Annotated in this window: 14 protein-coding genes; 5 read left to right on the forward strand and 9 right to left on the reverse strand. The window is 38.7% G+C overall.

Annotated elements, in window-relative coordinates:
* Positions 1 to 144: 144 nt before the first annotated feature.
* From AC1DVK_RS09955 to hutG, 4 genes are all read right to left on the reverse strand, one after another.
* Positions 145 to 816 carry an SOS response-associated peptidase gene (locus tag AC1DVK_RS09955; RefSeq protein ID WP_477626384.1) on the reverse strand — a complete coding sequence of 224 codons (672 nt, stop codon included), beginning with the start codon at positions 814 to 816 and terminating at the stop codon, positions 145 to 147.
* Positions 817 to 876: 60 nt separating this feature from the next.
* Positions 877 to 1,032, reverse strand: a complete 156-nt coding sequence (locus AC1DVK_RS09960; RefSeq protein ID WP_155727292.1) for a hypothetical protein — start codon at positions 1,030 to 1,032, stop codon at positions 877 to 879.
* 280 nt (positions 1,033 to 1,312) lie between these two features.
* Positions 1,313 to 2,518: a sodium/glutamate symporter gene (gltS, locus tag AC1DVK_RS09965; RefSeq protein WP_477626385.1), complete on the reverse strand. Its 1,206-nt coding sequence runs from the start codon at positions 2,516 to 2,518 to the stop codon at positions 1,313 to 1,315.
* Between the two features lie 29 nt (positions 2,519 to 2,547).
* A complete protein-coding gene (hutG, locus tag AC1DVK_RS09970) occupies positions 2,548 to 3,504 on the reverse strand; it encodes a formimidoylglutamase (RefSeq protein ID WP_284470995.1) in 957 nt (318 codons plus the stop codon).
* Between the two features lie 123 nt (positions 3,505 to 3,627).
* On the opposite strand from hutG, the gene AC1DVK_RS09975 reads away from it, so the two are divergent.
* Positions 3,628 to 4,530, forward strand: a complete 903-nt coding sequence (locus tag AC1DVK_RS09975) for a LysR family transcriptional regulator (protein ID WP_477626386.1) — start codon at positions 3,628 to 3,630, stop codon at positions 4,528 to 4,530.
* A gap of 157 nt (positions 4,531 to 4,687) precedes the next feature.
* On the opposite strand, the gene ggt is transcribed toward AC1DVK_RS09975, so the two are convergent.
* From ggt to AC1DVK_RS09995, 4 genes are all read right to left on the reverse strand, one after another.
* Complete coding sequence (gene ggt / locus AC1DVK_RS09980; protein WP_477626387.1) at positions 4,688 to 6,763, reverse strand: gamma-glutamyltransferase; 2,076 nt, start codon at positions 6,761 to 6,763, stop codon at positions 4,688 to 4,690.
* Positions 6,764 to 7,003: 240 nt separating this feature from the next.
* Complete coding sequence (locus AC1DVK_RS09985; RefSeq protein WP_477626388.1) at positions 7,004 to 8,998, reverse strand: TRAP transporter permease; 1,995 nt, start codon at positions 8,996 to 8,998, stop codon at positions 7,004 to 7,006.
* Positions 8,991 to 9,497: a DUF1850 domain-containing protein gene (locus tag AC1DVK_RS09990; protein WP_061462879.1), complete on the reverse strand. Its 507-nt coding sequence runs from the start codon at positions 9,495 to 9,497 to the stop codon at positions 8,991 to 8,993. Before AC1DVK_RS09990 ends, AC1DVK_RS09985 begins: the two co-directional genes overlap by 8 nt.
* An 84-nt stretch (positions 9,498 to 9,581) precedes the next feature.
* A complete protein-coding gene (locus AC1DVK_RS09995; RefSeq protein ID WP_061462878.1) occupies positions 9,582 to 10,556 on the reverse strand; it encodes a TAXI family TRAP transporter solute-binding subunit in 975 nt (324 codons plus the stop codon).
* Between the two features lie 453 nt (positions 10,557 to 11,009).
* On the opposite strand from AC1DVK_RS09995, the gene AC1DVK_RS10000 reads away from it, so the two are divergent.
* Positions 11,010 to 11,924 carry a LysR family transcriptional regulator gene (locus AC1DVK_RS10000; protein WP_289320521.1) on the forward strand — a complete coding sequence of 305 codons (915 nt, stop codon included), beginning with the start codon at positions 11,010 to 11,012 and terminating at the stop codon, positions 11,922 to 11,924.
* A 385-nt stretch (positions 11,925 to 12,309) separates the two neighbouring features.
* On the opposite strand, the gene AC1DVK_RS10005 is transcribed toward AC1DVK_RS10000, so the two are convergent.
* Positions 12,310 to 12,648 (reverse strand): YmaF family protein, encoded by a 339-nt coding sequence (locus tag AC1DVK_RS10005; RefSeq protein WP_125162106.1) that lies wholly within the window; start codon positions 12,646 to 12,648, stop codon positions 12,310 to 12,312.
* 277 nt (positions 12,649 to 12,925) lie between these two features.
* Between AC1DVK_RS10005 and AC1DVK_RS10010 the strand changes: the two genes are divergently transcribed.
* From AC1DVK_RS10010 to AC1DVK_RS10020, 3 genes are read left to right on the forward strand one after another with little or no spacing between them, the layout of a single operon-like run.
* Complete coding sequence (locus AC1DVK_RS10010) at positions 12,926 to 13,960, forward strand: FecCD family ABC transporter permease (protein WP_061462876.1); 1,035 nt, start codon at positions 12,926 to 12,928, stop codon at positions 13,958 to 13,960.
* Between the two features lie 12 nt (positions 13,961 to 13,972).
* Positions 13,973 to 14,977, forward strand: coding sequence for a FecCD family ABC transporter permease (locus AC1DVK_RS10015; RefSeq protein WP_410861839.1), 1,005 nt, complete (start codon positions 13,973 to 13,975; stop codon positions 14,975 to 14,977).
* A 20-nt stretch (positions 14,978 to 14,997) separates the two neighbouring features.
* Positions 14,998 to 15,912 carry an ABC transporter substrate-binding protein gene (locus AC1DVK_RS10020; protein ID WP_477626389.1) on the forward strand — a complete coding sequence of 305 codons (915 nt, stop codon included), beginning with the start codon at positions 14,998 to 15,000 and terminating at the stop codon, positions 15,910 to 15,912.
* Positions 15,913 to 16,363: the final 451 nt, after the last annotated feature.

The following is a 16,363-nucleotide window of genomic DNA, read 5'->3' on the forward strand; positions in this document are numbered from 1 at the left end:
TGGACCTTAATATAATAAAGGGCCTTTTACAGGTGCAGAAAATAAGGTTTTTTCAATAATGATTTACTTGTTATACTATGATCCAAATCCTGTCTTTTATCAGGAAGGAACTAAAAATAAAAAGAGGTCTAAAGAAAGGACCTCTCAGCAAATTTGTTGTATCAGGTTAGGTGAATTATTTTTAGTTGAGTTCACATCAGTCGATACCTCAAATGCTTCCATCTGTTCAGGATCGAATGATTTTAAATACTGCTGCAGATATGCAGGATCATTAATGGATGGATTCAACCAATCTTTTTCATCTTCAGGTTTTAGGATGACAGGCATACGATCATGAATGCTGGTCATTAGCTCATTAGGAACGGTCGTTATAACTGAGCACGAATAAATGTTGATGCCCTCTGGAGATTTCCAGGATTCCCAGAGACCGGCCATACCAAATGGAGCATGATTCTTAAGCTTTATTCGCATGGGTATTTTTCGCTCGGGTCCCTTCTTCCACTCATAAAAGGAATCAGCGATTATCAAGCATCGTTTCTTCTTATACGCATTCTTGAAGCTTGCCTTCTCAGCAATGGATTCCGCTCTGGCATTGATCATTTTGTAGCCCACTTTTTCATCTTTTGCCCAAAAAGGAATGAGTCCCCACCGAAGATATCCAAGTCGATTCCTAGCCCCGTCATTAATGACGGATAGCACGGAGTGGGAAGGTGCAATATTGTAACTGAATTGGTATTCTTCATCAAATGATCCTTGAATATCGAACCGGTCTTTTATTTCTTCAATGTCAGTGAAAAGGGTGAAACGTCCGCACATAATATCGCCTACCGTTTTAAGATTTATTACAGTGTAACAAATGGAACGGGCAGGTACAAATCAGCGTTCTAAAATCCTGATGTCGGTAAATGGTTGATTGAATAATTCGCTGGAAATCAAAAGTGTTCCAAGGACCTCTCTTTCATCTTCAGCTTTAATGATTTCCGACAAAATTAATGTACTGCCATTCCTGACCGTTACATTATATTCATTCATAGGATCCCCCCTCATAAGGCTAGATGGTTGTTATTATAAACCAAAAACCTACAAGTATCATTATCGACCTTTAGCAGAGTCGTGGTTAATCCGCTATTGAGGAGCCTATACAGTGGCTCCATTAAACTTGATTACCCTTAAGATTAATCACCCGAAGCAATCCGAGACCCTCATTTCATAGTAAAGGAAGCTTGTAATCTTCCATTTGCATTCAAAATAACATATAGATAAAAAAGACTGTCCATGAATGAAATCATAGACAGTCTGGTCAGAAGGTTTTTCACTTCAACAAATTTATACTGGTAATGATAATAGGGATAGCAAAAAGGTCGATGAGGAATGCCCCTACGATCGGTACGATAAGAAATGCCCTTCTCGAAGGACCAAATTGACCTGTAATGGCAGACATATTTGCCATTGCGTTGGGAGTTGCCCCTAATCCATGTCCGATAAAGCCACCAACCATGACAGCTGCATCATAATTCTTACCTAGTAATCTGAATAATACCAATGTACCAAGAAGTACTATGAAAAATACCTGGACGAAAACAATTAGAAGCATCGGCAATGCCAAATCGGCCACTTCCCATAGTTTTATGCTCATTAAGGCCATAGATAGAAAAATTCCCAATGTTACGTCTCCGATTAGATCGATGCTTTTCATATCCACAGCTTCTCTTTTAAAACCATCAAGAATATTTCTAACGATAACCGCTACAAACATTGCTCCTACATAGCTCGGCAAAACAAAACCGGTTGAACTCGAGAAAAGCTCTCCTAAGTAAGAACCTGCTGCCATACAGAATGTTATGATCAGAATCTGGATCATGAAGTTTTGGGCGTTGATCCCTTTGGATGAATCTCCGTTCGCTTCCACGGCTGCTGCCACTTCATCATTAATATCAGCTTCGGATGGCTGTAATTTATACTTAGTGATTAAATATTTAACGGATGGACCACCAGCTAACCCGCCTGCAACCAAGCCAAAGGTTGCTGCTGCAAGTCCAATGGATAAAGCGGAACTAACCCCAAGATCTTCAATTGTCCCGCCAAATGCAGTAGCTGCCCCATGGCCTCCTTCCATCGAGATGGGGCCCATTACTACTCCTAATAAAGGCTCTAAATCAAGTACGGTTGCAAGTGAAACTCCTATTATACTCTGAAAAAGAGCCAGGGCGCCACAAGCCAGCCAGTAAATGACGAGCAGTTTCCCACCTAGCTTAACAAGTTTAAAGCTTGCCCCTAACCCTACAGTTGTAAAGAAAGTAAGCATGAAAAGGCTTTGTAAAGTAGTATCCAATGTTAAATTGATCAATCCAGCCTGTCTGAAGATTGTCACAAGTATCGCGAACAATAATCCTCCCACTACTGGAGCCGGTATGCAAAACCTTTTAAGGATGGGGATCTTCCCAATTAACAGTCCACCCGCCAAAAGCAGTGATACGGCGAGAAATAAAGTTGTGATTTGATTTAATTCCAGATTCATCGTATGTCTGCCCCCAGATGTATAATTTATTATTTAAAATGCAGCAATACCTCATTTATTAAATGTGCTGCCAATGTAACGGTTTTATTATTTTCGTCCAACGAAGGATTCACTTCCGCGATATCAAAGGAGAGGATCTTTTCGTTTGATACGACATGCCTAATAATCGCACGGACCAATTTCGGATTCAGTCCAAATGGAGAGGGTGCACTTACCCCTGGTGCGTAGGCTGAATCAATAACGTCAGTACATAATGTAAGAATGATGAAGTCATTTTTTTTAACGAATTCATTTATCCGCTGCTTGGTTTCATTCATTTCGTTCAATGACAAATCTTCTTCCAATATGTAGTCGACCTTACTCCCCTCAGCAGTTTTAAATAGGGCCTTCGTATTTCCCTGTTTCTGAATTCCGACACATAAATATCCACAGCTTTGATCTTCGTCCAAAATCTGTTTAAACATCGTTCCTGATGAACTTTCTTTTTCATAAGGCCTCATATCAAAGTGAGCATCAATATTAATAATCCCCAATCTAGCCTTTGGTCCAACGTATTTCCTTATCCCAAGATAATGACCATAAAGGGTTTCATGTCCTCCGCCAAGTATGATAGGAATCGCTTTACTCTCCAATATCTGGGCAACAGCTGATCCCAGTTGAGCTTGGGCATCCTCCATCTCTGAACCTTCACAGATTACATTTCCAGCATCCACCAGCTCGGTTTGGGAGGATAAATGACATGGTAATTTCGCCAAGGACTGCCTTATATGATCAGGACCCTCTGCAGCACCAATCCTGCCTTTATTTCTTTTGACGCCTTCATCACATTTGAAGCCAATCATTCCAAAGGTTCTGGATGCTTTGGGAGAGGTGTTTAATTCCGAAATCGGTGACAAACGCACTCTTTGGTGGTACCTGAAGCTGTCCATTTCAGAATGGGAATCAACCCTTCCATTCCAATAATCTAAAATCGGTTTATTATACATAATTTCTCCTTTATTAAAAAAATTCTGAAATATCTTTTTTTAAAATTATAATTGAGATAATATATAATTACCAATACAAAATTTTAATATATCTATAGTTTTAAACTATAGAAAGGAGAATATATGGATCTTCGCCAACTACGTTATTTCACTACCGTTGTCCAGGAAAAGAATTACTCTAAAGCTGCTAAAATACTGCATATATCTCAACCTTCCTTAAGTAATGCCATAATGAAATTAGAAAAAGAAGTTAGTTTTCAGCTTTTGGAACGTAATACAAGGGGACTTGAGCTTACGGAAGCAGGGGGGATTTTTTATACGAGATCTGTGGATTTGTTAAGAAGATTCAATAATTTTCAAGTGGAACTTGAGGAGATGAAGCATGTTGGAAGTGGAACAATATCTATAGGTTCCATTGAATCATTCAAAATCTGGTTCCCGAAGATAATCAGGAATTTTAAAATCAATTATCCTAATATTCATTTCAAAGTCAGGGAAATATTGGGAGAAGAAAAGGTTATCGAATCGTTAAATCGGTTTAATGTTCATTTCACCATCACGAACCAGCCAATTAACCATGAGAAAATCATATCTGCACCCCTATACAATGAAAAATTCGTGCTTTTGGTCCATAAAGATGACGAATTAAACGAAAAAGAGTCTATCACTTTCCAAGACCTTGCAAAGAAAGAATTGATCATCAGTACAACTGGATTTCAAACAAGAGATGATATCTTAAAAGCATTCAAGCATGAAAAGGCACTTCCCAATATTATTTACGAAATAGAAAGACTTGAAACAGCTTGCAGTTTGGTGGAAGAAGGACTTGGTGTTACAATTTTACCGGAAAGCTATGTAAAATCCGTTACAACAACCGATACTGCAATCCGTGCAATAGAATCTAATTTTTTGGAACGGACTGTATACCTGGCCTACTTGAAAGATCGATATCTGTCACCTGCGGTATGTAAATTAGTTGAGGAGATGCATCGCTTTTTTAATGAGAGTGATAGGAACGACTACTAAAAAAGCAAAACTTCACTGAAAAATGCACAAAAAATATTCCCCTTCTGCACAATGCACAAGGGGAATATCATTAGTCTGGATCGTTTCACTTCCAATATCCTTCTTACATCTTTTTAAAGGAATCCCTGTCTGGACTGGTTATATTAGTCAGGAGAAATCAATTCGTGACGCTACCATCATCGTCGGGATCTTCAAAATCCGCTGGATCTTTTTCCAATAGTGCCTCTTTGTCTGTTTCGTTCCATTTTGTTTTATATCCTAACGATTTCGCTACTTTTAACACCGGTAAATACGATTTTTTATCTGGTTCATATGTTTCTAAGTCACCTGCTCCAATTACACCCAATCCAAGTAGCAATTTGTCTGATTGGATATAGGGTTTTTCATCTATCAGTTTCATTTGTTCAGCAGTATAAGGATAAACGGCTCCATTAACCTTTAAGGTAAACGGTCCTTTCTTTTCTTCTTTTATTTCTTTTGGCTTTTTAGCTTTATAGGAAACATCATACGCTCCTTGAACAGTTCCTTCTCTCGTATTGTCGGCTCCTCCATACATTTTCCCTGTTTCATAATCAAAAATGACAGCTTGCACATTACCGATATGTTGGGGTTTTTCTTCATAAACATGGCCTTTTGCCATTAACTCCAGCCTTGTATTTTGTTCAATTCCCGGTTCCCATCTAACTGTAGGATAACCAGCAGAATAAATACGTGGAGCTAGTATGGCATCTTGAATTCGCATATGATGATCAAGCACATTCATAATCGTTTCAGATACGGATGCTATTATCGTCGCTCCGCCTGGTGAACCAATGGCCATGAAGGGATTGCCATCTTTTAATACGAAGGTCGGGGACATACTGCTTCTTGGTCTTTTTCTTGGTTCCACCTGGTTAACGCCCCCCGGTGTGGCATCAAAATCCGTCATTTCATTATTAAGCATGAATCCATAATCAGGTACCATGATACCCGATCCGAATACTTGCTCGATTGTAGTCGTATAAGCAACCATATTTCCCCACTTATCCATTACAGAAAAGTGAGTCGTTTGTCCGATCGGGGTCTGCTCTTCCTTAACGTTCTTCATTGAAGTCGGTTCTTTGCCCTCATACTTCCATGGATCGCCTGCTTTGACATCAACTGTTGATCTATTTGGATTAATGAGTTTTCTTCTTTCTTTTATATAATCTTCATCCAATAGTCCTTTAGTAGGTACATCATAAAAATCTTCATCTGCCATATAGGCAGCTCGATCGGCATATGCGAGATGCATGGCTTCCGTTAGATAATGAAGATACTCAGGGGAGTTAGCCCCCATCTTTTGTACATCGTATCCTTCCATAAGCTTCAGGATTTGTTGGATCGTCAAACTGCCTGAACTTGGTGAAGCTGCACCCACCAATTCAAAGCCCCTATATTCCGATCTAATTGGTTCTCTCTCTTTCACCACATAGTTTTCCAAATCCTCTTTTGTCATCGTTCCTTCACGTTTTTGAACTTCTTTGGTAAGTGCTTCTCCGATTTCACCTTTATAAAAAACGTTGGAACCTTGTTCTTTTATTAACTTAAGAGTCTTTGCCAGATCTGGCTGAACGAGGGTATCTCCCTCTACCAATGGTTTTCCATTTGGCACAAAAACTTTTGCAGCCGCTTGGTTATTTTCAAGTTTTTTTACATTTTCGTCGATATATTGAGCTGTCGCCCAATTGACTTTTACCCCTTTTTCAGCTTGTAAAATAGACTGGTCGATAACTTGAGATAATTTCAATGTTCCATATTTCTCAAGAGCAGTTTCTACCCCTAAAAGTGTTCCGGGAACTGCAACCGCTTTCCCAGATATGTGCCGTTTACTAAAAGGTATAGGTTTTCCCTTTGAATCTAAAAAAAGTTCAGGCGTAACATTTTGTGGTGCCATTTCGCGACTATCGATCATCGTTATTTTATTTTCCTTTTTATTGTAGATCATCATAAAACCACCGCCGCCGATTCCAGACATCATTGGCTCAACTACATTTAACGATAATTGAATGGCAGCTGCTGCATCGACTGCATTTCCACCTTGTTTTAGTATCTTTATACCCGCTTCAGCTGCTAACGGATGAGAAACTGATACGATTCCATTTGTAAAACCCTTTCCCATTGACTTATCCACTCCGGGGACACTTGCAAAAGCTGGTGTGATCATACAAAAGAAACTGAAAGTAACTAAAATAAAACTTTTTAAAAATTTCATGAATTAGTCTCCTTTCAAAAACAAAATTGGGATTTCACCATACGGCAAGTGGATATACGGATGACCCTCGATCTGCAAGTCGGGAATATACTGGTTAATCTCTAAATTGAAGCAGTATGCACATTCCCTTTGGCTGTTAGATAAGTTCTCTCAATGATGATTCAATTCAAAAAATCACCCCCCCTGAATTTTCACCATGACTCTTCACTAACCTTTACATCCGGATTGAAAATTGAAGCCTCAACTTTTCTCTATACTTTGCTTATGTTCCAAGATATTGGGGCTGTCGTATTTGTCGCTCTTTCCAAGATATTGTAAAGCCAGCAATACGATAAATGTAGTTAACCCAACGATGTCCGATATCGTTTCAGGATAGATTAATAGTAAACCAACGATTATAGCGAGGATTCTTTCTATCCAGTGCATTCCCCTCATCCAGTAACCTATAACTCCAGCACCAATTGCAATCATGCCTGACAGCGCTGTAAGAACGACCCAGGCGACCTCCAGCCAAGTTGTATCGATCATTAGTAATTGTGGAGAGAGAACAAAAATATACGGAATGATAAATGCAGCAATAGCCAGTTTTGATGACTGTATCCCCGTTTTTATCGGTTCACTGCCCGCTACCCCTGCCGCTGCAAATGCCGCTAATGCAACTGGAGGAGTTATATCTGCTATAATGCCAAAATAGAAGACAAATAGATGTGCAGATAAATCAGGGACGCCAAGCAAAATGATCGCAGGTGCTGCAATCGTCGAGGTGATCACATAGTTGGCAGTTGTAGGTGATCCCATTCCTAAAATAATTGCCGCTACCATCGTTAGCATCAGTGTTGGAATTAAATATCCACCAGAGAAATCGATTAATCCATTTGCCAATTTCAGCCCAAGCCCTGTTTTCGTAACTATTCCTACAATAATGCCGGCTGCTGCGGTTGCAGCAGCAACCGCAAGTGCAGTCCGGGCTCCATCCACTAATGCATAAATGATATCGATGAATTTCATGCGGACATCCTTGTTTATGAATCCTACAAGAACTGAGATAAGAATGGAATACAAGGCTGCATGTGTAACCGTTATATTCAGCATGAGCAGGAAGATAATGGCGATGATCGGAATTAACAAATAAAGTTTACTGATCACTTCCTTTTTATTTGGCATTTCTTCTTTCGTTAGTCCACGTAATCCAAGTCGTTTCGCTTCAAAATGGGTCATGATCCAAATTCCTGAAAAGTAAAGGATAGCTGGAATCGTAGCCGCCTTTGCTATATCCCAATACGTAATCCCATTCCCAATGAATTCAACCATTAAAAATGCCGCCGCCCCCATGATCGGAGGCATTAATTGACCGCCAGTAGACGCGGCTGCTTCCACTGCCCCTGCGAATTCCTTCTTGTATCCAAGATTTTTCATCATCGGTATTGTAAAGGATCCTGAAGTGACAACATTAGCCACAGAGCTTCCGCTGATCGTTCCTTGCAGAGCACTGGAAAAAATCGCAACCTTCGCAGGTCCCCCTATCCTTCTACCGGCAATAGACGTTGCAAGATCATTGAAGTATTGCCCGACACCCGTACGGACAAGAAAGGAACCAAATAATAAAAACAGGAAGATGAATGTCGATGAAACAGCTAACGGTGTACCTAAAATGCCCTCTGTCGAGAAGAACATCGTTTGCACCAAACGTTCCAGCGTTAAACCGCGATGAGAGAGGAATCCTGGCATATACTGACCAAAAATCCCATAGAAAACGAATAATAAAGCAATGACCATAATAGGAAGCCCTACTGCTCGTCTAGTTGCCTCTAAAACTAGCAGAATGGCCATTAAACCAACCGCAAAATCCACAGCGCCTAAACGTCCTACATTCATGACGATATCTTCGAAAAATAATGGCCAATATGCACCTACGCCTATACTAAGGATCGCTAAAATGATATCGTACCAAGCAACTTGAAATTTTCCTTTCTGACGCTTCTTCCGGTTTGCAGGAAAAAGTAAAAAAATCAAGGAAAGTGCAAACCCTAAATGTATCGTCCGTTGGATTTGTGCTGTAAAAACACCAAAAATAGCAGTATATAATTGGAATAACGAAAAAGCTAAGAGTCCAAAAAATACAATGTGTCCCAAGACGCCGGTTAATTTCCTTGTCCCTGCTTCAGGATCGTACTTTTCCAATAATTCCTGTTGTTCCGCTTCGGTTAAATACTCCATTTTTTCCTTATCAGCCATGAATCTTCACTCCTTTCAACTGTTCCCATATTGAAATTCTTTCCGATGAAATCCTGACCCATGTTCCTGGCTTAATAAAGTCTGCCAATGTATATGTTTTTTTATCATAAACTAATCGATGGTTAGCTCTAACTTGCCCTACACGTAAATCTATATAAGCGAAATTGCGATTCATATTTTTTATGAAGTAGATACCATCTTTCTCTTCAAATACTTCCTCCCCCTCTGCATTAGAAGGCATACCGACCGCAAAATCACTATAAGCAAGTTCGGTTTGTTCGATTTGCTTATCGGATAAACGATATGATTCCAGTACCTCCGAGAGGTGGATGGAGTGTGTATACTTAATCTGGAAGTTTTTTTCTCTTTTCAATGGCAAGTACGCGACTAATTCCCCTTGGTCCTGGTAGGAAAATGCAATTACATGCTTATACGGAAAAAATAATAGAAAAGCGATGATCAGAGGTGTACCAAAAGCCATGAATATCTTGAATTTCATAGGTACCCCTTTCAAAATCTGAAATCCCATTCAGAAAAAACGAGGCCGATAGGCCACATATTGCGAGCTACCGACCAAATTTCATTACTTGGAAACACCTTTTTCTTTAAAGTATTTTGCAGCGCCAGGGTGAATTTCCATATCCCCTAATCCTTCAAGTGCAGTCTCTGCTGTAATGAACTTGCCCTTGGCATGTGTGATTTTATCCGTGTTGTCATATACCGCTTTTGTCATTTCATACACTAAATCTTCATCAAGATCCTTTGTAACCACTAACATTGCTTTAACAGCAACTGTTTTAACATCGGATTTGATTTTATACGTACCGCTTGGAATTGTGTCTTCTGCATAGTATGGGTATTTTTTAACCAACTCTTGAATCTTGTCCTCTGCAATAGGCAGGATAATAATATCATTTTGTACGGATAGCGCATCAACTGCACCAGTTGGTGTACCGGCCGTAATGAAAGCTGCGTCAATACTTCCTGCTTGGATTCCTTCCGTCGACTCATCGAAAGAAAGATTTTGTCCTTTAATATCTTTCTCAGTCAACCCATGGATCTCCAGGATTTGCATTGCATTGATGTAAGCACCAGAACCCGGTGCACCTACTGATACCTTTTTACCTTTCAAATCCTCGACTGATTTAATTCCACTCTTTGCCGTCGTTACAATTTGAACCGTTTCAGGATATAAAGAGCTGATCGCTTGTATATTGTCTATAGGCTTGCCATCGAACATTTCTTTTCCTTCAAGTGCATATGCGGCGATATCCGTTTGCGAAAAAGCGATTTCAGCTTCTCCAGCTCTTAAAGTTTCCATGTTTTCAGCCGAGGCACCAGATGTCTGAGGTGTTATTTTCGCTTTTGTTTTATCAGAAATGATTTTGCCAATTTGTCCCCCAAGTGGATAGTATGTACCTCCCGTTCCACCAGTCAACAAACTCAGGTTTTGGTTTCCGCTGCCGGATACTTCTTCCTTACTGTCTCCGCAGGCCGTTATAATACCGGTCACTGTCAGAATCATAACCAATAAAAAGTACTTATTAAACTTTTTCATAAAACTCCCCCCCATTGTTTTTCATCATCTGCAAGAGATGATACTATTATTATTCTACCGACCACCCCACTTTTCCTTTTTTTTGCAAAATTAGACACAATAACTAAAAGTCCCACTATCGATTAAAAAGTTTTATTTATCTCAAGTAAACAAGCAGAGATTTGTAAAAACGCCTGATTAAATTCGGAAAATTCTGTTATTTAATGAGTTCATTATCCTCTTTATTACATTTTTATCCTTAATTTAAGGATAATATTGACTCTTCCGTTTTAGAAATATATTATTGTTATAAACTTATAAGTCTTTATTATAAAAATACAAACTTTTAACATATTTCTAGCCTTTAATCGTTATATACAAATATTATTTGAGAGGGTATATTTGAGGTCCGCCCTTCCTTTTACCAGCTATTTTTAGTGTGTATTTTCAAATCTGACTAAAGTGGGTGATTGTTTGAATTTCCTATCCCTCCGCTATTTCATAGAGGTTTCTAACCATCTTAGTTTCAGTGAGGCTTCCAAAACCCTGCATATATCCCAGCCAGGACTTAGCCAACAGATTTTATCCCTCGAAAAACAATTAGGCCTTAAACTATTAAATCGAACGACAAGAAAAATTACATTGACGGAAGAAGGAGAGTACATCTATAAAAAACTTGCCCCTTCCTTTGAAGATATTGAGAAAACAGTGAATTACATAGTTGAAAATAAAACCATCCCCAAGCCCAAAATGAAGATTGCTACTGTCCCCTCTGCAGCTAGCATATATATCCCGAAGTTATTGAAAAAGATAGTGGGGGAATACCCGGAAACAGATTTTTACCTGCATGAAACAACATCCTCAAGAGCAGTGAAGCTCGTAAACCAACAAAATTATCACATCGGTTTCATCCGAACGCCCATACACAATAACATCATCGCAAATGAAGGATTAAGCATGATTGAATTCAAAAGGTTCCCTTTACAATTAGTCGTTTCCATTGATCATCCACTAGCCCAAAAGGATGCTATACACTTATACGAAGCAAGGGACGAATCTTTTATCCATTATGATGCCGTCCAAGCGCACTCCCTTCAATTCCTTTTGGAAAAGGCTTGTCTGACTGCTGGATTTTCACCTAAAGAATTATGTAAAGGATCCGAATTATTAACGATTGCCAACCTTATATCCAATAACTTAGGTGTTGCTCTCATGCCGAAAGATATGGTGAGTTTGTTGGGAAAAAGCAAAGTTAAAGCATTGAACATCGATAACTCTGAATTATTCAGTTCCATATCTGCAGTTTGGAAAAACACGGATGATGCGTCAATGCTGACTAAGCATATTTTAAAAACGTTAAAGAATGATCAGACTTTTTACGATATATGAGATTCTTGGCTTAAAAAGCTGCGAAACAACTCGGAGTGTGAAAAACCATTTAGTATTAATAATATTTGTTAACACTTTACCTTTTAAATGATTCATTTTTTGCATTTTGTAAAATTTCAAAAAAAGAGCCCCTCTCGATTAAAAGGAGGGGTTCGAAATAACGGGTTACGCATAAAGTGAAAAAAGCCCCATTTCTCGTTTATGACACTGAGAAATGGGGCTTTTAATTTTGGATAATTTCACTTCTAAACTTCGTTAAATAATTTATCACTGGTTATTTGAAAAACCTCGAATCGGATAAAACTCTACTAAAATTATCAAAAAAAAGAAAACATCAGGGGGCGTTCAATCCCCCTGATGTTTTCTTTTTGAATATCATGTACCTTTATTTATTCCCTGGAGCAGGTTGATCGACCCCTCTAACTCGATGTTTATGCCCATCATCTTCAGTTGTGTAAAAATCATAATAATGAACGTGCATTCCATTGCCAACAGGAATGGCTGGTCCCGAATATGCCTTATAATAATGGTTATGCCCATCCTCAAATACCACATATCCTTCTGTATAGTGAATATGTTCTCCCTCTTGTGATGGAATTGGCGGGGATGTTACATCCAGACATTGATGGACATGGCCGTCCTCTACAGATGTATAATCAACGGACCCATGATTATGATGTGGAACAAACCCAGAAACAAAATCATCTTTTCCTACCTTGTTCAATCCATTCACCCCTTATATATTAATTATCATAAATTCTATAAACTATATGCTTGGAACAATAAGGAGATTCGTAACAATCATAATTAAAAAATCGTAAAAGTACACTTTTACGAACGATTTTCCTGCCTACTGGAGCCTATGTGAACATATACAAACAATTCAATATTTTAACAAATTAACGTGTTAAAAAAATAGATTGATTTCAGCAAAGAGTAAAGATATAATCATCATGATAATGATTATCAATTCCAATGAACAGTAAAGGATGAATTAAAAAATGTTACATAATCCCTCTCTAAAGGGACTCAAAAAGCGTTCAAATGGTTTTCTGCTATTGTGTTTATTCATTCTGGTGATTATTGGATTAGTGCTGTGCCTATTTTTGGCTGTAACATTTGGAGCAAAAGAGGTTAGCATCAATACGGTGTGGTCAGCGATTTTTGATTATAATCCCACACTGACACAGCAACAGATTATCCACGAACTACGGCTTCCACGGGTGATTGGCGCTGCATTAGTCGGAGCAGCTTTTGCAGTTGCAGGTGCTTTGATGCAAGGAGTCACCCACAACCCCTTAGCTGACTCAGGAATACTTGGTATTAACGCAGGGTCAATGTTTGTGGTAGCCCTTAGTTTCGCTTTCTTTCCAAATATACCATATGCTGTCTTGATGGTTTTTTCATTTATAGGAGCTGTGTTGAGTACATTATTCATTTATATAATAGGCTCATCTGTGCCGGGAGGATTAACACCTATAAGGCTAACAATCTCAGGTGCAGTGATAGCAGCGCTCCTACATTCACTTAGTTCAGGAGTGGCCATTTATTATGATTTGAGTCAGGATTTAGCATTTTGGTATGCGGGAGGTGTAGCAGGGATAAAGTGGAGTCATTTGAAAGTGCTTGCTCCTATTATTCTTATCGCAATTATTTGGGCAATTTCATTAGGTCGATCTGTATCACTCATTTCAATGGGCAATGATATTTCCACCAATCTTGGTGTGAATACGAATCGTATTAGAATACTAGGAATGATAGTAGCCGTTATTCTGGCAGGAGTTTCTGTTTCGGCCGTTGGTTCAATAGGTTTTGTTGGACTTGTAATCCCACATATTTCACGAAAATTGGTTGGAGGATATTATCAGCTCATTATTCCAATGTCAGCATTATTGGGTTCGATTCTGTTAATACTGGCTGATCTGGGTGCCAGAACGTTGAACCCGCCTAGAGAGCTGGCTATTGGTATAATGGTTGCCCTTGTCGGTGTTCCTTTTTTCCTCTATATTGCTCGTAAAGTAGGGAGGGACTTATAGGTGAAGCGTCATATGAATGCAGACAACAAGAGGGCATATATAGTTACTATGGTATTTATTTTTATTAGTATAATTGCAGTATTAATAAGCTTGAATACAGGTACACTGCGAATTTCACCTTTAAAAATAATCCAAACGCTTTTTGGCAACGGTGATTTTAAAAGTTCTACTGTGCTATTTGATTACCGTATGCCACGAATCTTGATTACCATGTTGGCGGGAGTTGGATTAGGAATTTCAGGTGCAATCCTACAAGGTTTATCGCGTAATCCTTTGGCAGATCCAGGAATTCTAGGCTTACATGCAGGTGCGTCCTTTGGTCTGATTATCTTTGTAACCTATTTTCATTCATTAGATGAAAAAGCATCAATCCTTATACCGTTATTTACCTTTTTAGGCGGAGTCTTAACTGCTTTTCTTATTGTTTTACTTGCCTATGATCGTTACAAAGGCATACTGCCCATTCGCCTTATTCTCATTGGAATTGCGATTTCTGCTGGTTTTAGTGCTATTACACTTTTTCTGTCTCTTCGTCTTGATGAAGAAACCTACTCATTTGCTTCAAGATGGTTGGTTGGTAATGTATGGGGAAGAGATTGGATCCATGTTATTGCCCTTTTTCCGTGGATCCTTATTTTAGCACCTTATGCTTACTTCAAATCTAACACATTAAATGCCTTATCACTAGGTGATGAGGTAGCGGCTGGACTTGGTGTTTCTGTTCAAAAACAACGTTTGCTGATGCTGGTAACTGCTGTTGGTTTGTCATGTGCGAGTGTAGCAATGGCCGGCGGTATTGGATTTATTGGTCTAGTTGCCCCGCATCTTGCCCGTCGGCTCGTCGGCCCGATGTACCAGCATTTCCTTCCTGTTGCAGGGCTTATAGGACTCATTATTTTGGTGCTTGCGGATACCATCGGCCGATCCATATTTCATCCAAATGCTATTCCAGCTGGTATAGTAGTCGCTGCTATAGGAGCTCCCTATTTTCTTTACTTGCTCACAAAAACAAAATAACTTTTCAATTAGGAGAAAAAATGAACAAGAAAATTACTATTTTATTTAGCATTATGTTAATTCTTATTTTGTCGGCTTGCGGACAGACATCTTCAAATGATAGTAAATCAGCAAAAAAAAATAAACCAGAGAGTGAAGAACCTAGAATCGCTTCACTTTCCATCCACCTAACAAATGATTTACTTGCATTAGATATAACTCCAGTTGGTTCTGTAATTGGTGGAGAATTAAAAGATTTTCTGCCGCATGTGAAGGATCGATTAAAAGATACGCAAAAGCTTGGACCCGTAAAAGATCCAGATATGGAAGCGTTGATAGAACTAAATCCTTCTGTGATTTATCTTGATAAAGAATTTTCAGGACAAGATGTATCAAAATATGAAAAAATCGCACCGACTCATGTATTTAATCTTGATGAAGGAACATGGAGAGATCATTTAAAGTCCGTTGCTAAACTTGTCGACCGTCAACAGCAAGCAGAAAAGTTCATATCAGATTATGAAAAACAAACAAAAGAAGTCAAAAATTTAATTGAAAATAAACTTGGTGAAGGCAGTAAAGTAATGGCAATCCGTGTTACTGCAAAGGAGTTACGAGTATTTAGTTCTGAAAAGCCAATGGGACCTATCTTATTTCAGGATTTAGGTTTTAAACCTGCCAATGGTGTTGAAAAGATTGATAAAAATCTGCCTTACGAAGTCATATCTCAAGAAGTTCTTCCAGATTTCGATGCAGATGCTATATTTGTCATTGTCAACAGTGACGATGAGTCTCAGACTGCTTTTAAACAGTTGGAAGATACACCCATTTGGAAAGGGTTGAAAGCAGTTAAAGGAAAACATGTATACGTAGTTCCGGATCAGCCATGGCTTGACTATTCAGCACTAGGAAATAAAATGGCCATGGAAAACGCAAAAGAAATCTTTTCAAAATAAATAGTGTTATTTTTGGGTTAAGATGAACGGGGAATTTTTACGCTAAGCGAAATTTCAAACTAAAAAAGTCGATTCCTGTACGTTAAGGAATCGGCTTTTTTTAGTTTGCTTCTTCAAGTAAAGCACTGTGAGATTGAGAAGATTTATACTTCAAATACCTTATTTTTTGCATTCGGGCTTAACACTTTTTCCGGCTTTAAAACTGCTTATAGCTTTCCATCATTGACTTTATTGACCCACTCACCAGGGTTCCCTTTCCTAAGGCAATCACATCGGCTTCACCTTTTTCAATGAAATTTTCTGGAACTTCTAATTGTCCATTGACTATTGCAGGATTCTCCCGTATTTTTTCGCTATAGATGAAAATGATGCTTCGCTAATGCGTGCTTCCATGCTTCAAATCCATCCATATTCATCAATCATTATTAGTAATTCCCACCTAGCAATATTC

This window comes from Peribacillus sp. P4_B1 (assembly GCF_056402395.1).

Bases quoted from the DNA above. Each gene is read 5' to 3' on its own strand.
- AC1DVK_RS10020 (WP_477626389.1), top strand. From the start codon at position 14,998: ATGAACAAGAAAATTACTATTTTATTTAGCATTATGTTAATTCTTATT.
- ggt (WP_477626387.1), bottom strand. From the start codon at position 6,763: ATGAAATTTTTAAAAAGTTTTATTTTAGTTACTTTCAGTTTCTTTTGT.
- AC1DVK_RS10015 (WP_410861839.1), top strand. From the start codon at position 13,973: ATGAATGCAGACAACAAGAGGGCATATATAGTTACTATGGTATTTATT.
- AC1DVK_RS09960 (WP_155727292.1), bottom strand. From the start codon at position 1,032: ATGAATGAATATAATGTAACGGTCAGGAATGGCAGTACATTAATTTTG.
- AC1DVK_RS10010 (WP_061462876.1), top strand. From the start codon at position 12,926: ATGTTACATAATCCCTCTCTAAAGGGACTCAAAAAGCGTTCAAATGGT.
- AC1DVK_RS09990 (WP_061462879.1), bottom strand. From the start codon at position 9,497: ATGAAATTCAAGATATTCATGGCTTTTGGTACACCTCTGATCATCGCT.
- AC1DVK_RS09955 (WP_477626384.1), bottom strand. From the start codon at position 816: ATGTGCGGACGTTTCACCCTTTTCACTGACATTGAAGAAATAAAAGAC.
- gltS (WP_477626385.1), bottom strand. From the start codon at position 2,518: ATGAATCTGGAATTAAATCAAATCACAACTTTATTTCTCGCCGTATCA.
- AC1DVK_RS09985 (WP_477626388.1), bottom strand. From the start codon at position 8,998: ATGGCTGATAAGGAAAAAATGGAGTATTTAACCGAAGCGGAACAACAG.
- AC1DVK_RS09995 (WP_061462878.1), bottom strand. From the start codon at position 10,556: ATGAAAAAGTTTAATAAGTACTTTTTATTGGTTATGATTCTGACAGTG.
- hutG (WP_284470995.1), bottom strand. From the start codon at position 3,504: ATGTATAATAAACCGATTTTAGATTATTGGAATGGAAGGGTTGATTCC.
- AC1DVK_RS09975 (WP_477626386.1), top strand. From the start codon at position 3,628: ATGGATCTTCGCCAACTACGTTATTTCACTACCGTTGTCCAGGAAAAG.